Annotated in this window: 22 protein-coding genes; all 22 read right to left on the reverse strand. The window is 39.6% G+C overall.

Going from position 1 to position 20,456, the window contains the following annotated elements:
* Window position 1 precedes the first annotated feature (1 nt).
* The gene (locus U9R83_RS20790; protein WP_328575401.1) at window positions 2–871 is read right to left on the reverse strand and encodes a MinD/ParA family protein; all 870 of its coding nucleotides are present in this window, start codon (window positions 869–871) and stop codon (window positions 2–4) included.
* A complete protein-coding gene (gene flhF / locus U9R83_RS20795; protein ID WP_328575402.1) occupies window positions 864–1,961 on the reverse strand; it encodes a flagellar biosynthesis protein FlhF in 1,098 nt (365 codons plus the stop codon). Before flhF ends, U9R83_RS20790 begins: the two co-directional genes overlap by 8 nt.
* Entirely contained in the window at window positions 1,961–3,997 is a 2,037-nt protein-coding gene (gene flhA, locus U9R83_RS20800; RefSeq protein ID WP_328575403.1) for a flagellar biosynthesis protein FlhA, read from the reverse strand. Before flhA ends, flhF begins: the two co-directional genes overlap by 1 nt.
* A 30-nt stretch (window positions 3,998–4,027) precedes the next feature.
* A complete protein-coding gene (gene flhB, locus U9R83_RS20805) occupies window positions 4,028–5,110 on the reverse strand; it encodes a flagellar biosynthesis protein FlhB (RefSeq protein WP_014458451.1) in 1,083 nt (360 codons plus the stop codon).
* A gap of 2 nt (window positions 5,111–5,112) precedes the next feature.
* The gene (fliR, locus tag U9R83_RS20810) at window positions 5,113–5,889 is read right to left on the reverse strand and encodes a flagellar biosynthetic protein FliR (RefSeq protein WP_014458450.1); all 777 of its coding nucleotides are present in this window, start codon (window positions 5,887–5,889) and stop codon (window positions 5,113–5,115) included.
* A gap of 2 nt (window positions 5,890–5,891) precedes the next feature.
* Entirely contained in the window at window positions 5,892–6,161 is a 270-nt protein-coding gene (fliQ, locus tag U9R83_RS20815) for a flagellar biosynthesis protein FliQ (RefSeq protein ID WP_014458449.1), read from the reverse strand.
* A gap of 10 nt (window positions 6,162–6,171) precedes the next feature.
* Entirely contained in the window at window positions 6,172–6,840 is a 669-nt protein-coding gene (fliP, locus tag U9R83_RS20820) for a flagellar type III secretion system pore protein FliP (RefSeq protein WP_014458448.1), read from the reverse strand.
* On the reverse strand, window positions 6,833–7,474 hold the full coding sequence (locus U9R83_RS20825; RefSeq protein ID WP_243556046.1) for a flagellar biosynthetic protein FliO: 642 nt from the start codon (window positions 7,472–7,474) through the stop codon (window positions 6,833–6,835). The genes fliP and U9R83_RS20825 overlap by 8 nt, the downstream gene beginning before the upstream one ends.
* A 63-nt stretch (window positions 7,475–7,537) precedes the next feature.
* Window positions 7,538–7,900, reverse strand: coding sequence for a response regulator (locus tag U9R83_RS20830; protein ID WP_033579786.1), 363 nt, complete (start codon window positions 7,898–7,900; stop codon window positions 7,538–7,540).
* A gap of 21 nt (window positions 7,901–7,921) precedes the next feature.
* Window positions 7,922–9,052, reverse strand: coding sequence for a flagellar motor switch phosphatase FliY (gene fliY / locus U9R83_RS20835; protein ID WP_328575404.1), 1,131 nt, complete (start codon window positions 9,050–9,052; stop codon window positions 7,922–7,924).
* Window positions 9,042–10,043 (reverse strand): flagellar motor switch protein FliM, encoded by a 1,002-nt coding sequence (gene fliM, locus U9R83_RS20840; protein ID WP_328575405.1) that lies wholly within the window; start codon window positions 10,041–10,043, stop codon window positions 9,042–9,044. Before fliM ends, fliY begins: the two co-directional genes overlap by 11 nt.
* A gap of 20 nt (window positions 10,044–10,063) precedes the next feature.
* Window positions 10,064–10,495, reverse strand: a complete 432-nt coding sequence (gene fliL / locus U9R83_RS20845; RefSeq protein ID WP_033579784.1) for a flagellar basal body-associated protein FliL — start codon at window positions 10,493–10,495, stop codon at window positions 10,064–10,066.
* Window positions 10,496–10,498: 3 nt separating this feature from the next.
* Window positions 10,499–10,708, reverse strand: a complete 210-nt coding sequence (locus tag U9R83_RS20850) for a flagellar FlbD family protein (protein ID WP_025750317.1) — start codon at window positions 10,706–10,708, stop codon at window positions 10,499–10,501.
* 35 nt (window positions 10,709–10,743) lie between these two features.
* Window positions 10,744–11,568: a flagellar basal body rod protein FlgG gene (gene flgG / locus U9R83_RS20855; protein ID WP_014458441.1), complete on the reverse strand. Its 825-nt coding sequence runs from the start codon at window positions 11,566–11,568 to the stop codon at window positions 10,744–10,746.
* Between the two features lie 25 nt (window positions 11,569–11,593).
* Window positions 11,594–12,022 carry a flagellar hook assembly protein FlgD gene (gene flgD / locus U9R83_RS20860; RefSeq protein WP_115654827.1) on the reverse strand — a complete coding sequence of 143 codons (429 nt, stop codon included), beginning with the start codon at window positions 12,020–12,022 and terminating at the stop codon, window positions 11,594–11,596.
* Between the two features lie 9 nt (window positions 12,023–12,031).
* On the reverse strand, window positions 12,032–14,650 hold the full coding sequence (locus U9R83_RS20865; protein ID WP_328575406.1) for a flagellar hook-length control protein FliK: 2,619 nt from the start codon (window positions 14,648–14,650) through the stop codon (window positions 12,032–12,034).
* Window positions 14,651–14,667: 17 nt separating this feature from the next.
* Window positions 14,668–15,300: a MotE family protein gene (locus U9R83_RS20870; RefSeq protein ID WP_115654829.1), complete on the reverse strand. Its 633-nt coding sequence runs from the start codon at window positions 15,298–15,300 to the stop codon at window positions 14,668–14,670.
* Window positions 15,301–15,309: 9 nt separating this feature from the next.
* A complete protein-coding gene (gene fliJ / locus U9R83_RS20875; protein WP_013058874.1) occupies window positions 15,310–15,753 on the reverse strand; it encodes a flagellar export protein FliJ in 444 nt (147 codons plus the stop codon).
* A 2-nt stretch (window positions 15,754–15,755) separates the two neighbouring features.
* A complete protein-coding gene (gene fliI / locus U9R83_RS20880) occupies window positions 15,756–17,069 on the reverse strand; it encodes a flagellar protein export ATPase FliI (protein ID WP_014458436.1) in 1,314 nt (437 codons plus the stop codon).
* The gene (fliH, locus tag U9R83_RS20885) at window positions 17,044–17,832 is read right to left on the reverse strand and encodes a flagellar assembly protein FliH (RefSeq protein ID WP_115654831.1); all 789 of its coding nucleotides are present in this window, start codon (window positions 17,830–17,832) and stop codon (window positions 17,044–17,046) included. Before fliH ends, fliI begins: the two co-directional genes overlap by 26 nt.
* Complete coding sequence (gene fliG, locus U9R83_RS20890; RefSeq protein WP_057273955.1) at window positions 17,825–18,844, reverse strand: flagellar motor switch protein FliG; 1,020 nt, start codon at window positions 18,842–18,844, stop codon at window positions 17,825–17,827. Before fliG ends, fliH begins: the two co-directional genes overlap by 8 nt.
* Window positions 18,845–18,855: 11 nt before the next feature.
* The gene (fliF, locus tag U9R83_RS20895; protein WP_115654832.1) at window positions 18,856–20,448 is read right to left on the reverse strand and encodes a flagellar basal-body MS-ring/collar protein FliF; all 1,593 of its coding nucleotides are present in this window, start codon (window positions 20,446–20,448) and stop codon (window positions 18,856–18,858) included.
* Window positions 20,449–20,456: the final 8 nt, after the last annotated feature.

The raw sequence follows: 20,456 nt of genomic DNA on the forward strand, positions 1-20,456 counted from the left end.
CCTACCTTTCAAGAAAAAATCGTTTAAGGCGCCGAATAAACATTCCTTGTGTGTTAGTGGCTGTCCTATCGTCTTGTGGAACAAGAATATTTACCATATCCACCAGTGATGTACTAGCTTTAGATTTTGGGTCTTGAAGCAAAAAAGGGATTTGACGATTAACTGCCTTTTGGACAGCTTGATCATCTGGGACAATACCTAATAGAGAAATAGATACGTTCAAAAACTGCTGAACAGCTCGATTAAATCGTTCATACGTCTGATTTCCTTCTTTTTCGGAAAGCGTTTTATTGATAATAAGATGAATCGGTGCGGATACAGAGTAGGAAGCTGCTAGTTTAATAGCAGCGTAGGCATCTGTTATAGCTGTAGGTTCTGGTGTTGTGACCACAATCATTTCGTCTACAGCTTTTAAAAACCTAAGGACACTTTCTGACATGCCTGCTCCCATATCAAAAATCATATAATCATACTGATTTGTTAACGAATTCAATTCTTTTATTAAATGAGCAAGGTCTGATGGACACCATTCAAATACAGAGGAAATTCCTGTTCCACCAGCCACATAAGCTAAGTTTTGAGGGCCTTTTTTAATAATTTGCTGGATGGAAAGCTTTTTTTTCAGCAAATCAACCATCGTATATGAAGCAGTTTGACCAATCAGAATATCAATATTTCCCATCCCTATATCCATGTCAAAAAGAAGAACTCTTTGCTTTTGCTTCGTTAGTGCAAGAGATAAGTTTAATGATAGATTCGACTTTCCAACTCCTCCTTTTCCGCTTAACACGGCTAGTGTTTTACAATTCCTGAAAGAGTTTTGATGCTTCTTTAACACTTTTTCTCTTAAAACTGCTGCTTGATCATTCATCTTTCCAATCTCCAAACACATCGTCAATAAACATTTCTATTGTAAAAGGCGAAATATCTTCCGGTACATCCTGCCCATTTGTTGTAAAAGCAGCCTTCTGGCCGTAATGATACAGCATATTTAAAAGCGATCCTTTCCGCGTTGTTTCATCTCGCTTCGTAAAAATCAAGTGATCAATAGGCAGACTAGCAAAACGTTCATATACAGCTTTCATATCTGATACTTTTGACGTTAGTGCTAACACAAGAAACGTTTGCAAATTTTCTTGAAACGTAATAATTTTCTTTAAATCATGTACATATTGCTGTGCCAAAAAGTTACGGCCTGCTGTGTCAATAAAAATCACATCGTACGCTTCTGTTTCTAGCAAAGCTTTTTTAAAATCTTCTCCGTTATAACAAATCGTTAAAGGAGCATTCAAGATCGAAGCGTACGTCTTGAGCTGCTCGATCGCTGAAATTCTATACGTGTCAGTTGTGATAAATGCTATTTTTTGATTGTGTTCCAGGACACACTTTGCGGCCAATTTAGCGAGAGTTGTTGTTTTACCGACACCTGTTGGTCCTACTACACTTACATATTTTTTGAAAGGACCGCTCCATTCGTTTGCTTTAAACTGATTGACAAACCAGCTCTTCGTCCACTCCATCAGTTGGTTTGAGTTAGGGCGATGTAAGTAGTAGTACTCTAGCATAGGAGCCTCTACGCTTTTTAAAATAGCTTCGTCTATTTCTTGCAAACGCAAATAGGCAAGCACACCCTCCACTGCTTTTGGATATGAACTTGAGGAAACCTTTGGCATTTGATTCATTTGTGAGACAAGAGTACTTAACTCACTGAGCTGCTGCTTCATAAAAGATTGATTATCTTCCATACCGGGTTCTGGCGGCGATGAGTTCTTCTTTACGCTCAGCTTTTCTACGGAATCGACAGCTGCCAATACTTCTATTTTTGCCTTAGTAAATAAGCCCAGAAATCCTCCTGTTCGAATTTGTTTTGAATGTAAAATAACCGCTTCCTCACCTAAATCTGAACGAATGGCTTTCATAGCTTGCGGCATAGATGCTACTACGTATTTTTTTACTTTCATCAGATATCCACCACTCCAACACTTTGAACTTCAACATTTGTTTCTAGCTCGTTATATGATAAAACCGCCATATGGGGAAAATACCGCTCAGTGATTTGACGCACGTACATCCTCACCGCAGGAGAACATAACACAATTGGAGACTGTTCTTGAAAAGAAAGTGTTTCTGTTTGCTTGGCTATACTTTCTACGATAGCTTGTGAAACGTTAGGGTCTAGTGATAAATAATTCCCATGCTCCGTTTGTTGAACAGCTTCCGCCATCGTTTTTTCAACTTTTCCTGAAAGGGTAAGAACTCGAAGCAGACCTTCTTGGACCGTGTATTGACTGGTAATTTGTCTTGCGAGACCTTGCCGGACATATTCAGTCAACAAATCAGTGTCTGACGTCATTTTTCCGTAGTCGGCCAGCACCTCAAAAATAATAGGTAAATTTCGAATTGAGACGCTTTCTTTTAAAAGTTTTGCCAGCACTCGTTGAATGTCTCCAACAGAAAGCGGATTAAGCGTTACTTCTTCAATTAAAATAGGATACGTTTCTTTTGTGTGATCGATTAGCTGTTTTGTCTCCTGTCTTCCAATCAGCTCATGCGCATACGATTTTATAACTTCTGTTATGTGAGTAGACACAACCGACGGTGGGTCAACAACGGTATATCCGAACATCTCAGCCTGCTCCTTCACCGACTCGCTAATCCATTTTGCAGGCATTTTAAAAGCTGGTTCTAACGTGTCAATTCCTTCAATCAAATCATCATCCATTCCCGGACTGATTGCTAAATAATGATCAAGCAGCAGCTCTCCTCTTGCCACTTCATTGCCCTTTATTTTAAGACAGTATTCGTTTGGCTGAAGCTGGATGTTGTCCCTGATGCGAACAACTGGAATGACTAATCCTAGCTCAAGTGCAAGCTGGCGCCTAATCATGACAATTCGATCTAGCAAATCGCCTCCTTGATTTGTATCAGCAAGCGGAATTAATGCATAACCAAATTCAAATTCAATCGGATCAACGCTTAATAAATTGACAACACTCTCTGGACTTTTCATTTCATTGTCTTCCAGTTCTTCTTCAGTAGGCGCCATTTCCTCACGAACTGCCTGATTCTTAGACCGGGACAAATAATAGCCTCCCACTCCTAATAAAATGGCAATAGGCATTGTAATGACATCATTAATTGGCGTAATCAAACCAAGAGCCGCAATCGTTCCTCCAGTGACATAAAGCATAACGGGAAAAGCAAACAGCTGCCGTGTAATATCTTCGCTCAAATTGCCTGTTGAAGCAGCTCTGGTGACGATAATTCCTGTCGCTGTTGAAATCATGAGGGCTGGAATTTGACTCACTAACCCATCTCCTACCGTTAACAGAGTAAAGGTCTGAGATGCTTCTGTGATGGACATTCCCATTTGCAGCATGCCGATAATAATTCCAAACAAGATATTAATAAGAGTAATGACAATCCCTGCAATGGCATCACCTTTAACGAATTTACTAGCTCCATCCATTGCTCCATAAAAATCTGCTTCACGCTGAATTTTTTCACGGCGGTCAATCGCTTGTTTTTCTGAAATCATACCTGCATTTAAATCTGCATCAATGCTCATTTGTTTACCAGGCATCGCATCCAAGGTAAAACGTGCGGCTACTTCAGAGACACGCTCTGCTCCTTTTGTGATAACGATAAACTGAATGATAATTAAAATAATGAAGACAACAAAGCCCACTAACGGGTTTCCTCCAATAACGAAGTGTCCAAATGTTTCAACCACTCCTCCAGCTTCTCCTGTTCCTAAAATTGAACGTGTCGTCGATACGTTCAAGCCTAATCGAAACAGCGTAAGAACCAGCAGCAAAGACGGAAACACCGATAGCTCTAAAGGTTCTTTCATATTCATGGAAACGAGCAGTACAAGCAGTGCAAGAGAAATGTTAATCATGATTAAAATACTTAATAACCATGAAGGCAACGGGATCACAAGCATGACGATAATGAGTACAACACCTATAACAACTGGCAGTTCTCTTGCAGACATTAATTTTTCTCTCCTTACAATAGCGTAACGTTACATTTTGTTTTGAATGCGGTATACATAAGCTAATATTTCAGCCACCGCTTTAAAAAATTCTTCTGGAACCGCATCTCCTACTTTGGTTTGATCAAAAAGCGCTCTGGCCAGCGGGCGGTTCTCTACCATGATAATTTCATGACTTTTGGCAATTCCTTTAATCTTCTGAGCAATAAAGTCTACACCGCTGGCTACAACATAGGGAGCATCCATTTTTTCTTCATCATATTTTAAAGCAATGGCATAATGAGTAGGGTTTGTAATGACGACATCTGCTTTTGGAACTTCCTGCATCATGCGAGACATTGCCATTTCCCGCTGCTTTTGCTTTATTTTTGATTTAATTAGAGGATCTCCTTCAATGTTTTTATGCTCATCTTTGATGTCTTGCTTTGACATTCGAATATTTTTCTCGAAATCAAATTTTTGGTACAAATAATCAAGCAGCGATAAAAATAAAAGCATAAGCGAGGCTGCAAGTCCCATTTGAAAAACAAGCTTAGAAAGAACAACCAGCGAGTCCCCTATACTTTTTTGAGATAAATTTAATACATCTTCTATGTGAATCCATAAGATAAAAAACGTGACGGCTCCGATACACATAATTTTTAGCGTTGACTTGATTAGTTCTACCAGCGCTCTCATGGCAAAAATTCGTTTGGCTCCGCTAATAGGGTTAATCTTTTCTAACTTAGGTTGAAGGGACTCCGTGGAAAAAAGAATGCCAACTTGCATATAATTTGCTCCGAGCGCAGCAACAAAAGCTGCGAGCATGACAGGACCCGCTGCCAGGGCCATTGAAGGAAGAAGATGTGTAAACATCGCCAATACGCGCTCTGCCGTCACTTCCTCAAGCATATACGTTTGAAAAGCCTCTCTTAGCAACTTCATCATTTGCTGTAAAAACTGTTTGGCTCCAAACAAAAAATAAAGAAAAACCATTAAAAGAATGAGCGCAGTGGTAACGTCTTGACTTTTAGCTACCTGTCCTTTTTTTCGAGAGTCTTGCTTTTTTTTAGGTGTAGCTTTTTCCGTTTTTTCTCCTGCAAAAAATTGCAAATCAACTTTTACTAAAAACAAAGCTACACCCCTCCTAATATGCGGATCATCGCCCGCATCGCTTCTATCATTTGTTCAAATATGATTTGCATCATATAAAACATGCTTCCCATCACTACAATGAGTAAAATAAAGGCAACGATGATTTTCACCGGAAATCCCACTACGAAAATATTTAACTGCGGAACCGTTCTCGCGACGATTCCAAGCGCGATATCTACTAAAAATAGTGAGCCAACCAAAGGCAGAGACATTTGAACAGCTACTAAAAACATCGATGAAAAAACAGTCATGATGTGTGTAGCAAATGCTTGGCTTCCCACGGGGAAAGCTACTTTGTCTAACGGAATAATTAAATAACTATTATAAATGCCGTCTATTAATAAATGATGTCCATTGGTCGATAATAAAAGTAGAAGAGCAAATACATATAAATATTGACCTAGTATCGGGCTTTGCGCACCTGTCTGCGGATCTATTACGTTGGCAATCGCAAATCCAATTTGAAAATCGATAAGACCTCCGGCAATTTGAATAGCCATAATAAATACATACGCAGTCAAACCAATAAACAAGCCAACAGCGCATTCTTTTACTACTAAAAGTACAAACTGTGCGTCTAACGAAACGACGGGCAAATCAATCGTTGTCGCAATGATGACGGATAGCGCGGCAGACAAACCTACCTTATGAACTGCAGGAATCGTTTTATATGAAAATAACGGAACCGTGATAAAAAAAGACGTTACCCGCACTAGCACTAGTAAAAACGCGGGATAGGATAAAATTAACTGACTCATAGCTATCCTACGTACCGATACAGATTTGAAAAAATTTCATATGTAAATGAAATCATTTTTGATAACATCCACGGGCCAAAAAATACAATCCCTACTAAGACCGCTACAATCTTAGGAACAAAAGCAAGAGTTTGCTCTTGGATTTGGGTAGTTGCTTGAAAAATACTAATAACGAGCCCAACTACAAGGGCGAGAAGCAATAAAGGACCGGATACAATTAAGATTGTATACACACCTTTTTCTGCTAACGAAATGACAAATTCTCCATTCATTGTCTATCACCTATTGAAAACTTATTAATAATGATTTAATAACTAAATTCCAGCCGTCAACCAGTACAAACAGTAAAATCTTAAACGGGAGCGAAATCATAACGGGAGGAAGCATCATCATTCCCATAGACATCAGCACGCTTGCTATAATCATATCGATAATGAGAAAAGGAATAAAAATCATAAATCCAATTTGAAATGCCGTCTTTAGCTCACTGATTGCATAGGCTGGAACGAGCGCAGTTAAAGGAATATCTTGAACAGATGATGGCTTATCTATATCCGCATATTCTAAAAAAAGAGCTAAGTCTTTTTGTCTTGTATGAGCACTCATAAATTCTTTCATCGGTTCAGCTGCTTTTTCATAGGCTTGATTCAGCGTGATCTTTTCTTTTAAAAGCGGCTGAAGCGCCTGTTCATTCACCTGTGAAAAAGTTGGAGCCATAATAAAAAACGTTAAAAACAGCGATAGACCAACTAATACTTGATTAGGAGGCATTTGCTGTGTCCCGAGCGATGTACGTACAAATGAAAGCACAATGACAATTCGTGTAAAGCAGGTCATCATGATTAAAATTCCGGGAGCCACCGAAAACACCGTCAGTAGCAATAAAAGCTGGACAGACGTTGAAATATTTGTAGGACTGCTCGAGTTAAAAAGATTCATCACTTCATTCATCGTTCTTTTTGTTCCTTTCTAACTCTTTCAGTACGTTTTGCCTTTTTATTTTCATTTCATTCATCTCTCGCTGAAAAATCTGCTGAAAGGAATGACTAGATTTCTCTTCTTTTTTAGAAGTCAATTTTTCTAAAAACGACGGTAATACCACTTTATATTCGCCCTCGTTTTTCTGCTGTTCTTCATACTGCGTGAGCAGCTGCTGTTTCTCCTGACCTGTAATTTCTGAAAGCAGCTGCACATTGTCACCGACTCCAATAACAAAAAGCTGATTTCCAACTTTGACTACTTGTACAGACTTGCTGCTTCCAACATTTGTACCGCCCAAGTTTTGTACGACCTTATTTTTTTGCAGCAGCCTTCCTTTTTTATTTACAAATTTTAAGAGCGCAAAAAGCAGCCCAATTACAAGTAAAAACGCGAATATCATCTTCACGATATCTCCAGCTGAAAGCGTAGGCGTCTCCTGGAGTTCAGTTTTTTCTTTTGAATCAGTACTCTCACTCTCTGAACACTTCTCCGTTTTTTCCAAACACTCTTTTACCGATGCAGATCCACTTTCTGCATAGACGATTTGATTTGATCCTGCTAATACGCTTATTAACAGCGCAGCAATTACGAACTTTCGCAGCAATGTCTGCCACCTCTTACTTCAACATAGTGTAAGATTAGCGGGAAAGCCCCGCCAATCTGTTGTTTATCCAATTGCTTTTGAAATTGCCTCTAATACACGATCTGCTTGAAACGGCTTAACGATAAAATCTTTTGCCCCTGCTTGAATGGCATCAATCACCATTGCCTGCTGTCCCATCGCTGAACACATGATCACCTTGGCATCACTTTTTATGTTTTTAATTTCTTTTAAGGCCGTAATTCCATCCATTTCAGGCATCGTAATATCCATTGTGACAAGATCTGGTGCATGCTCTTTAAATAACTCCACAGCCTGCTGGCCATCTGCCGCTTCCGCTACTACTTCATATCCATTTTTCGTTAAAATATCTTTAATCATCATGCGCATGAATGCAGCATCATCTACAATTAAAATTCGGTTTCCCATCTCTACTCCTCCTAAAAATCATTACTTTAGTTTGTTAATACGGTCTCTTTGACTAATAATATCAGTTACGCGAACGCCAAAATTCTCGTCAATGACGACCACTTCACCTTTTGCAATTAATTTGCTATTAATCAAGATATCTACCGGTTCGCCTGCTAGTTTATCAAGTTCAATGATTGCACCAGAAGATAATGCTAAAATCTCTTGAACCGTTCGCTTAGTCCTTCCAAGCTCCACGGTAACTTGAAGCGGGATATCAAGCAGCATGTCTAAATTTCGTGAATCCCCTTGAGGAGAAGACACGTGCTCGAACTCTGAAAACGATGCGGGCTGAACATCAACTGGTACATGAACAGGTTCTGCCTGCTGTGTTTCTTCATGCTGTATGTATTCAGCTGCTGGCTGTTCTGTTTGCTTTTCATTAAGACCTGATTCTTTTTCAATAGAAGCTGCCGTACCTTCTGCGCTTGGAACTAAGAGCTCTTCCACCAAACTTTTGGCAAAAGATATCGATAACAGCTGCATAATATTCGAATCGATTAATGTGCCTACCTTCAAATTAAAAGAGACTTTTACAAAGACGTCATCTTGGGGAATCAGCTCTGTACCTTCTCCTTTTTGAATATTTAAAATATCTAAGCTCGGCGGAGAGATATCAATTTTCTTTTGAAATACCGTAGACATAGACGTCGCTGCAGAACCCATCATTTGATTCATCGCTTCCTGCACTGCACTCAGCTTAATTTCATCCATGATTTCCGTTGGATTCTCACCCGTTCCACCAAGCATCAAATCTGAAATAACAGCTGCATCTTCATGTTTAATAACTAACAAATTCGTACCAGAAAAACCTTCTGTATACTGAACTTGCACAGCGACATGAGGATTTGGAAATTCATCCGTCAGCTCTTCTTTATATACGAGCGATACAAACGGTGTGGTAATATCGACTTTTTGATTCAATAAAGCCGACAGCGCTGTTGCTGAACTGCCAAACGAAATATTTCCAATTTCGCCAAGCGCGTCTTTTTCCATTTCCGTAAAGTAATCGTCTACTTGACTTGACTTATTCGGCTCTGAAAACTCGTCAAGTGAAGAAGTTCCTTTTAACAACGCATCAATTTCATCTTGCGAAAGCATGTCATCGTTCATTCCTTTCGTTCCTCCTCTTAACATCATCTAGAATTTGCACAGCGACTTTCCGACTGACTTTTCCAGGCTGTGCAATAAATTTAGGTTGTTCTCCGACGTAAATAGTTAACGGATTATGAACGCTTGTTTGCAGTCGAATAACATCTCCCGCATCTAATGCTAGGAAATCTTCAATGGAAATATCCGCTTTTCCTAGCTCGGCTACAACCTGCAATTCCGCATCATTAATTTGTTCCTTTAGCTGCTCAACCTCTTGTACGTTAGGTTCTTTTTTCGAAGATTGCATCCAGTAATGAACGGACAGTTTGGACACAATCGGCTCAAGCGTCACGTGCGGAATACATAGATTGATCATGCCCGTTTCATCTCCAATTTGTACGTTTAATGAAATGACGATGACAATTTCATTTGGTGAAATTACCTGCAAAAACTGAGGATTCACTTCAAACTCTGATGTTTCAGGTTCAATTTCCGCAACAGAACTCCAAGCTTCTCTCATACTGTCTAACGTTTTCTCTAACAAGTTTCGAACCAAGCTCGTTTCAATTTCCGTTAAGTTACTAATTTTCCCACCGCTCTCGCCTTGTCCCCCGAGCAAGCGGTCAAGCATCGCATAGGCAATGTTCGGATTGACTTCCATAATGATATGCCCTTCTAAAGGAGGGACAGCTATCACATTTAAGATGGTTACTTTCGGAACAGAGCGAATGAACTCCTCATACGGAATTTGATCCACTGATACAACGGACACTTGTACAACGTTACGAAGCTGTGCCGAAAAGACGTTGATGAGCATGCGCGCATAATTTTCATGAATTCGCGTCAAACTGCGAATCTGATCTTTTGAAAAACGCAGCGCGCGTTTAAAATCATATGTACGAATGCGCTGTTTTTTATTTTCCTTTTTTAGCTCATCCGCATCCATCTCTCCGGTTGATAACGCGGATAATAGGGCATCAATTTCATTTTGTGATAATACATCCCCAGCCACTAGCTTCCCTCCCTTTTTCTTTACTGCAACACTTTAGACGTTGTATAAATTTTAACAACATGCCCGTTTTCCATTAATTGATCAATTTGCTTTGCAATATCTGTTTCTAGCGTGCTGAGCCCTTGCGTTCCTTCAAAATCTTGAGCACTCATATCTGAAAGCCTTTTGATAATAATATCTCTTACTTGAAAGTCTCTTTTTTGAAGCTCTGCTGCCGCTTTTTTGCTATCCATTTGAATTTTAAAGGAGATGCTGATGTAGTTATTGCTTTTTAAATTGGTTTTGATATCCGTTACATCTACAGAAGCTTTAATCACATCGTCGATAGATGGACCTTTTTCAGTACCTGCCTGCTCCGTATACTTTAACGTCACAATAACCGCAATGCTTCCTATTAAAGTAAGAGAAAGCAGGATAATAATCATCTTACTAATTAGCTTATTTTTGAACACACTTTATTCCTCCGTCGTTTGCTGCAACCCTAATACGTTAATTCGCTGATAATAACTCGTCACTTTCTCATTCACTTCTTCAACCGAATCCTTTACCACTAGCTTTTTGTTATTTGTTAGCGTAATAGTTGTATCGGGAAATGCCTCAACCTGCTCGATGTAAAGAGCATTTAACGTAAATGTTTTGCCGTTTAGCCTTGTTAAAGTGATCATAATCAACCGGAGTAATACCTACTCCTTTCTCCCGCCTATCGTTTTAGATTCACTAATTCTTGCAGTATTTCATCGGATGTTGTAATAATTCTTGTGTTCGCTTGAAATCCGCGCTGAGCAACAATCATGTCCGTGAATTCCTCCGATAAATCCACGTTGGACATTTCAAGGGCGCTTGAGACGAGCGTTCCTGTACCGCTATTTCCAGGAGTAATGTTTGCAGGAGTTGTAACTAGCCCCGCATTTGGAGTGTCTGCAAACAAGTTTCCTCCTACTTTTTGAAGTCCTTCATTGTTAGCAAACTTCGCAAGTTTAATAGTACCTGCAACTCTCGATACACCAGTATTGTCTATATAATTCACTGAGCCATCCGAGCCAATTCCATAGCTTTGACTATTTGGAGGAATAACGATTTTCTGATTGGTCGAACTTTGCAAATAAAGGCCACTCCCTGTTACCAAGGCTCCATTTCTATCTAAATAAAAGTTTCCCGCCCTCGTATACATGGGGTTTGTGACCGTTCCATTGTTTTGTGTACCACTATTTCCGACAATAAAATACCCATCCCCAGAAATAGCTAAATCAAGCGGCCGTCCCGTTGACTGAATACTCCCTGCCGTTTGAACTGTATCAACCGTGCCAATTTGTGAACCTAACCCAACTTGTTTAGCGTTAACACCTCCACGGTTAGCTCCCGGTGCCGTCGCTCCTGCTACCTGCTGACTTACTAAATCTTGAAACGTTGTACGTCCTTTTTTATAGCCGTATGTATTAACATTGGCAATGTTATTTCCTAGGACATCTAATTTAGTTTGAAAATTTTTCATGCCGCTGATTCCTGAATACATCGAACGTAACATAAAATCACTCCTTAAATTTGGTTGGTTAACTGCTTACTTCTAAGATATCGTTTAGCGAAAGTACCGTATGATTTTCATCGTTGATCGTAAACGATACCTCATTGTTTTTGACGGATGCTGTTGAAATGACTCCTTGCTTTTTATTTCCTTCTTCATCTAACCATGCAGCGGTTTTACCAATTAATTCGCTGCCTTTTAAAATAGGAGAAGCCTGAGAGTGCGTTACAAATGTATTGAGCGATGTGCTCATATTTGTCATTTGTTCAAGAGATGAAAACTGAGCCATTTGAGCAATAAAGTCTTTGTCTTCCATTGGATTCATTGGATCTTGATTTTGAAGCTGTGCAATCAAAAGCTTCAAAAAGTCATCTTTGCCAAGCGAGCTGTTTCCCGTTTGCTTCACTTGTGTTTCCCTATTACTTAAATACAAGTCAGACGTAATTTCATTTGTCATTGTTATCACCTATACGTTGTAGTTAATAAGCGCTGCTTCAAAAGAAGACAAAAATGAAGCCCCTTCTTCCAAGTGTTGTGAATCTTGATCTTCCTCTTCGTTTCTAAACAGCTCTTTTTCCTGTCTTTCTTTTTGCTGATCGTTTTCATTGTTATACGACATCGCTTGTTCTGACAGCAGCACATCGATTTTATCAATTGATACTTGCTGAGACGCGAGACCGTGCCGCAAAGTTGAAAGGTTGGAGTCTAATAACTCTTTTGTTTTTGCTGACGATACAACAATTCGCGCAAACGTTTCACTGTCTTTCTGAAGCATTTCAATTGAAATCGCACCTAGCTGTTTGGGAAATAACTTAATGAGAAGCTTGGATGTTCCCTCTTCGGTACTAAACGAAGCTTTACTCCATATTTTTTGCAGCTCGTTTACCAAATTGCTAGACTGCTGATAGTCTGATTTTGCTTGCCCTAGATAAATAGAGAACTGCTGAAGCTTAGGCATTTCTCCACTTCCAAAGGATGATGCCTGATTCTCTACTGGGGCCCCGGTTGTGTGTGTACCTGCCGGACTTTCGCTATTTTCCAAAAAGCTATTGGTATCTATACTTCCGCTGGGTACAACCACATCTTTTTTCCATGGAAGCTGATTAAAAAACGGTACTTTTTCTTCTTTAGGAAAAGCAGTCATATTTTTCACAGAACTTTCTGAAGCTGTATGAACAGCGTCCATATCCACTTGATCAACCAATACGTGCTGAGACCCGAGAGCCTGCCGTAAACTGAAAAGGTTGGCATTTAACAGCTCTTTTGTTTTTGCCGACGTTACCACAACCTGCGCAATCGTTTCATCGTCTTGTTGAAGCACTTCAATTGATATTGTCCCTAGCTGATTTGGAAATAGCTGAATGGAAAGCTTGGATGCCCCCTCTTCAGATCCAACTGAAGCTTTACTCCATATTTTTTGCAGCTCGTTTACCAAATTGCTAGACTGCTGATAGTCTGATTTTGCTTGGCTTAAATCAATAGAAAACTGCGGCTCTTTTTCTTCTTTACCAAAAGCGTTCATCTCTGTTACAGAACTTTCTGGAGCTGTATGAACAGCGTCCGCATCCACTTGATCAACCGATACGTGCTGAGACGCAAGAGCTTGCCGTAAACTGAAAAGATTGGCATTTAACAGCTCTTTTGTTTTCGCTGACGATACAGCTACTTGTGCAACCGTTTCATTGTCTTGTTGAAACACTTCAATTGAAATCGTCCCTAGCTGATTTGGAAATAGCTGAATGGAAAGCTTGGATGCTCCTTCTTCAGTACTGATCGAAGCTTTACTCCATACCTTTTGCAGCTCGTTTACCAAATTGCTAGACTGCTGATAGTCTGATTTTGCTTGGCTTAAATCAATAGAAAACTGCGGCTCTTTTTCTTCTTTACCAAAAGCATTCCTCTCTGTTACAGAACTTTCTGGAGCTGCTTGAACGCCCGCCGCATCCACTTGATCAACCGCTACGCGTTGAGACGCAAGAGCTTGTCGTAAACTGAAAAGGTTGGCATCTAACAGCTCTTTTGTTTTCGCTGACGTTACCACAACCTGCGCAATTGTTTCATTGTCTTGTTGAAGCACTTCAATTGAAATCGTCCCTAGCTGCTCTGGAAACAATTTAATGGAAAGCTTGGATGCTCCTTCTTCAGTACTGATCGAAGCTTTACTCCATATTTTTTGCAGCTCATTTACCAGATCGTCAGACTGTTGATGATCAGAGTTTGCTTGCCCTAGATCAATAGAAAACTCTTGGATCTTAAGCATTTCTCCAGCTCCAAAAGCTGATGGGTTATTTTTTAACGTCAACCCGGCTGTTTTAGCAGTGAAAGAACTTTCACTATCTATACTTGGGTTACCTAAAACCACATCTTTTTTCCATGGAAGCTGATTAACTAGCGGCCCTTTTTCTTCTTTACGAACAGCGCTCATATCTTTTAGAGAATTTTTTGAAGTTGAATGAACAACGGCGAAAAAACCAGCTGAGCGCTTTTCATGTAAGGTATCGGTTAATACACGTGGTTGTTTATGAATTTTCTCTATTTTTTCAACAGCAGCTTTCCGCAAGCCTTGAAGCTGCGAATCTGAAAGCTTCACTGACTGCAGCTGCGGTTTTTGTAGTTCTTCCATCAGCTGAGCGAACTCTGTTTGAAACGCAGATGATGTATTTTTACAAATGGTCAACAAGATAGAAATAGAGGACAAATATTGTTCTTGACTGTCTGTTTCAGATGAAACAGGTGCCCGCTGCATTTCTGTTAACACGTGCTGCAGCTTTAGAAGCGGCTGTTCCAAATCTAGACTACTTGGAATCTTATTCATCATCTCAGCTAGATGCTCGTATAAGACAGACGGTTCAATCTCTTTATCTTCTGCTTCGCTTAAATGAATCGCAATTAATCCAACCGCCTTGAAGACGTCTTGATCTATCGCTTGTTCATCCGATAATTTCTCCCCGTTCGCTAAAGGTTGCGCATTTAGCTGCTGAAGCTGTTGAACGATTTCTTCAAAAAAACCCTGAGTCTGAATAACAGCCGCTTTTTCATCGCAGTTTACCTTTGATGCAGCTGCTGGACGTAGTGAAATTTCCACTGTTTTCACCTCTGCTTTTATTCATCAATCTGATCTGTTAACAATGTCGTATAGCGTGCAGCTACTTTCGGATCCATTTTTTCTAAGATTGCCGTTCTTGTACTTGCTTTGAACTGCTTAAGCATCGCGACCGCTTTGTCTTCTTTTAATTCGGCAAAAATGAGCGCTGCATTTTTAGGAGACATGTTTTCATAGGTAGCAATGACATCTTTTTTCGCCAGCTGATTGTTCTTTTGTTTTTTCGCTTCGTCATCGACTTTTTCTTCCATATCGCGCATTTCAATTTTGAGTTCATCCATTTGACGATCTTTTGTACTGATCGTTTTCTCATAAGCTGAAATTTGCTTTTCTTTCGTGCTCAGCTTCTTTTGAAGGCTCTCAACCTGCTTTTGTATTTCTTCATTGCTTTCTTGAATATTTTCATTTTTTTGTGACTGCTCACTTGATACAAATGGAATGGCGTGTGTAACAGCAGAAACCTTATCATTTATATTGACGCCGAAAAGTGTCAGGACAATGTAAGCTGCCAAGATGAGGAACACCGCTGGAATAAAGATTAAAAATAAAAACACCTGGCTTTTACTGTAAGATTTCCCATCTTCATAGTTTTCTTCTTCGTACTCTTCTCTTAATTCTTTTCGTTTAGCCATGTTTTTCACCTAATTTCTATGCAGCATGTACTGCTGTAAAGACAGCTCATCCATTTGCTTCGCTTCTAACTGTTTTTCCGCGGTTATATAAGAATCGTAGTCTCTCTTTTTTAATTTTTCATACTTCTTTACTTCTATATTTTTTTCTTCTAGCTTCAGTTTCTTTAAGTTCATTTGCTGTCTTGCAAACATGACTTCTTGTTGCAACCTCTCAATCACTCGTTCGGCACTTGTTAAAAATTGCTGAAATGACGTAATTTCTAAAATAGAGAGCCCTTGCTTCATTTTGCCCGTATGCTGTTCAATCAGCGTTTCTTTTTCTTTTAACTTTTTATAAAGCTTTTCACCCGCTGTTTCAAACTGCTGCAAGGATTGATTATATTGAGATAGCAGTTCATCTTTTTCATTTGACTTGATTGCCATTATTTTAGATAACCTAAATTCATATGCCATATTTACTCACCTTTCACAAACAGTTCACAGAGCTTTGTTACACTTGTTTCAAATGATGGATGTTCGTTCGTTTTTTGCTTTAAAAATTCATCAATGACAGGATGATAGTGGATGGCCTCATCAATGTAAGCAGAAGATCCTCTTTTGTAGGCACCTATGTTAATTAAGTCTTCAGAATTAGCGTAGGTAGCCATTAATGAACGCAGTTTTTCAGCTGCTTCTTTATGCCGTTCATTTACGATATGGTTCATCACGCGACTAACGCTTTTTAAGACATTGATGGCCGGATATTGACCTTTATTGGCCAGCTCCCGGTCTAGTACAATATGTCCGTCTATAATGCCTCGCACCGTATCCGAAATAGGTTCGTTCATATCATCACCGTCTACTAATACAGTGTAAAAAGCAGTAATAGATCCATGTTGATTAGTTCCTGTACGTTCAAGCAGCCTTGGCAAGCTAGCAAAAACAGATGGTGTATAACCTTTGGTAGTCGGAGGTTCCCCTACGGCTAATCCAATTTCTCTTTGAGCCATTGCTACACGGGTAACAGAATCCATCATCATCATGACGCTCAGCCCCTCATCTCGAAAGAATTCAGCAATAGAAGTAGCTGTATATGCTGCTTTCATTCGAAGTAGAGCAGGCTGATCCGAGGTAGCAACTACTACAACGGAGCGCTTTAACCCTTCATCTCCAAGATCTCGTTCAATAAACTCTCTAACTTCTCTTCCTCTCTCACCTACAAGGGCAATGACATTGATATCTGCTTTTGTATTGCGTGCAATCATCCCGAGCAGCGTACTTTTCCCAACACCGCTTCCCGCAAAAATACCTATGCGCTGCCCTTGACCTACTGTTAACAAGCTATCAATCGTTCGTACCCCTACTTCAATTGGCTGTTCAATAGGCGGACGCTCTAAGGGATTAGGGGGGTCTTGATCGGTTAAAACAAAAGGCAAATAATGAGAAAGTTCAGACCCATCTAAAGGGTTCCCTAACGAATCAAGCACTTGACCTATTAACTCTTTTCCCACGCTTACCTGCAGAGGTTTTTCTGTCGTTTCCACTAGGCAGCCAGGTCCGATATATCGAACAGACGTATAAGGCATTAAAACGACGTGCTCACCGTTAAAACCAACGACTTCTGCACGAATTTTATCTCCTCGTTCACTAAGATGAATAAAGCAAACATCTCCTATTGACGTTCTAGGTCCTTTAGATTCAATCATCATTCCTACTACTCGGCTGACTTTCCCGTACCGTTTAAAAGAAGATGTGCGCGGGATTTCATAAATGAGTTGTGCGACTTTCATGTTTACTCTCCTCTAACAAACGTTCTTTTAATTTTTTCTTCAATTCTGTTAACTGACTATCAAAAGAAGCAACAAGGCGTCCATAAGAGGAGTCAATGACACAATCCATTTCCTGGAGGTTTTCATCTGCATAAATAAATAACCCGGTTTCTCCATTCAATAAATCGAACAGTTCTCGTTTATGTTCACATACATATGCATATTTTTTCGGAGAAACAAAAAGCTGGATTTCTTTATGTTCTCTAACTTCTTTTAAAGACCTTGCAACAAGTGATAAAAATGATTCATCTCTTTGAAGCTGCTCATTTAAAATCGTTTCAGCTAGGGTGAAACCTAATTCAAAGATGACTTCTTCAGATTGATTTATATATTCGTAGTACTGATTCTTTGTTTCGTCAACAATGTTTCGCGACATGGCTAATACATGCTCATACTCTTGTTTTCCTTGAAGCAGCCCCTCTTCGTATCCTTCTTCATAGCCTCGCTTTTGTTCTTGTTGAAACAGCAGCACCTTCTCTTCTTCCCACTGCTTTTTCAAACGTTCAACTTCGTTTTGAGCTTGTTTGCGGTAAGCGTCTGCCTTGGCCTTTATTATTTCAGCTTCACTGTGCGCTTGTTCAATAACGTGCTGTGCGTTTTCTTGCTGAAGATGTTCTTCTGCGGGCTCATCTTGTATCGGAAAACCAAATGGAATGACTTGAATGTGCTTAGCATTTTCGTCTGAAAGTTTGTTCGTATAAGTTGATTTAATGATATTAGACAATAATATCGTCTCCTCCACCTCGAGCTAGTACAATTTCACCAGCATCTTCTAAGCGTCTAATTGCAGCAACGATACGTGACTGAGCTTCCTCTACATCTTTCAAACGCACAGGACCCATAAATTCCATTTCTTCTTTAAACGTTTCCACCATACGGCTAGACATATTTTTAAAAATAATAGATTTCACTTCTTCACTTGCTACTTTTAAGCTCAACAATAAATCATCATTTTCTACATCTCGTATCACACGCTGAATAGAACGGTTATCGAGCGTTACGATATCCTCAAATACAAACATTCGCTGTTTGATTTCTTCTGCTAATGCCGGATCTTGAATTTCAAGCGTATCAATAATAATTTTTTCAGTCGCTCGGTCTACTCCATTTAATACTTCAACTACTGCTTCTAAACCACCTGTTTGGGTATAGTCTTGGGTAACAGTAGCAGAAAGCTTTCTCTCTAAAATTTGCTCCACTTCATTAATGACTTCCGGAGACGTACTTCCCATCGTTGCAATCCGTCTTGCAATATCCGCTTGCCTTTCCTGAGGCAGTGATGATAAGATTTGTCCTGCCTGCGGCGGCTCTAAGTAAGATAAAATAAGGGCAATCGTCTGAGGATGCTCATGCTGAATAAAATTTAACAGCTGCATAGGATCAGCTTTTCTGGCAAAGTCAAACGGACGAACTTGCAAAGAAGAAGTTAATCGATTGATAATCATCATAGCCTGCTCTGGTCCAAGTGCTTTTTCTAACACCTGTTTCGCATAGCTTACTCCTCCTTTTTCAAGGTAGTTTTGAGCAAGCGTTATTTGTTCAAACTCATGAAGCACAGCTTCTTTTAGAGAAGGCTCTATTTTTCTCACTGAAGAAATTTCAAGCGTTAGTTGCTCAATTTCATCTTCACTGAGATGTTTATAGATAGAAGCTGATACATCCGGACCAAGAGAAATCAACAAAATTGCTGCTTTTTGCTTTCCAGTTAACTCATTTTTTTGCATAGCCTTTACCATTAGCTTTCCTCCTAATCCTCACTAATCCATGTTCGCAGCAACTTTGCAAACTCTTCCGGGTCTTGCTTCGCTAACGTTTCAAGATTGCTTTTTGTTTGCTGTTCAGCACTTAAAACAGGGGCTTTTTGTGCCGCTTCATATGCTTCAAAAGTTTTATCATACTCTTCATCATATTCCTCTTCATCTAAGTCTTGACGCCTTTTCCTAACCAACAGCACAATAAGAACAACAATAATAAGTAGCAGTGCTCCTCCGACTATATACATCCACAATGGAATCGAACTTGCTGTGCTGTCAGCTGTTTCTTGTCCATTAAACGGCTGAACGGAAACGGTAATCTTATCGCTGACCGCGTTATCCGAGAGAGCTTTCGTATTTGCATCTTTTGAAATAGAAGTACGTACAATTGTACCTAACATTTTTTGAACGTCTGACTCCAGCGTATCGGAAACTTGTGATTTCCCTTTTGCATTGGACGGATCTATCATTACTTGAATGCCAAGGTCTTGGATTTTGTATGGACTTTCGACGATTTCTTTATGAATTCGATTCACTTCATAATTAATTCGTTCTTCATTTTTTTCGTAGTCTCCGTCTCCACTTGCTGTACTAGATGAGTAATTTGTTGTATCTTCTTCTCCTGTTCCAGCAACGCCACCATCTTGAGCATTTTTACCAGAAAATGTTTCATTAATTTTTTCAGCGCTAACGGCAATTCCTTGCATATTATCTTTATCAACAGGCTCTACTAGCTTTTCTTCGCGGTTTTCCTGTGTAAAATCAAGATCTGCTGTAACAGAGACCATTACTTTGTCTTGACCGACCAGTCTTCCTAGCATTTGCTGTACTTGACGCTGAATATCTCGCTCAACTTCTTTTTTCGCTTCGTTCTGCGAAGCAAATGAGCTAGAGGCTGAATTCGTTTCGTTACCTTTTAAATCAAAGTACTCAAAATATTGGTTCATGATGACGATATTATCTGTAGGAAGGTTTGGTACACTTTTGGATACTAAATGATAAAGAGATTTAATTTGCTGATCATCAAATTTATAACCAGCCTTTGTATTAAGCACAATCGATGCTGATGCTTCTCCCTGCTTTTCATTCGCCCATACGCTTTCATTGGGAAGGGTAATCATCACTTTTGCATCGTTGACTCCTTGAATGTTTTTCATTAAGTTAGCCAATTCAGTTTGCATCGCATCGAGTTTTAACACATCAAATTCATTATCTGTCATACCAAAGCTCGCATTTTTCCCAAAAAACGAATAGTCGATACTTCCGCTATCAGGAATTCCTTGTGCAGCTAAATCAACTTTTAGCGAGTCAACGCTTTGTTCAGGTACCGAAATGGTTGTTCCGTTATCAGAGATTTCTGAAGGAACGCTTCTAGCATCAAGCTCTGCTTTGATTTGTCCTGTTTCCTGAGCCGATAGATTGCTATAAAGAGGGACAAATTTATCCTTGTTTAAAAAAACAGATGCTAAACTAATGACTAGAATAGCCGCAAGAGGAGTAGCGATAAGGGCTATTTTCTGCCCTTTTTTGCGGTTATTCCAAAAGACTTTCATCTTATCTCGATAAAGAGCTATTCTTTCATTCATGGTATTCC

This window comes from Priestia sp. LL-8 (assembly GCF_036227845.1).
GTDB classification, from domain to species: Bacteria; Bacillota; Bacilli; order Bacillales; family Bacillaceae_H; genus Priestia; species Priestia zanthoxyli.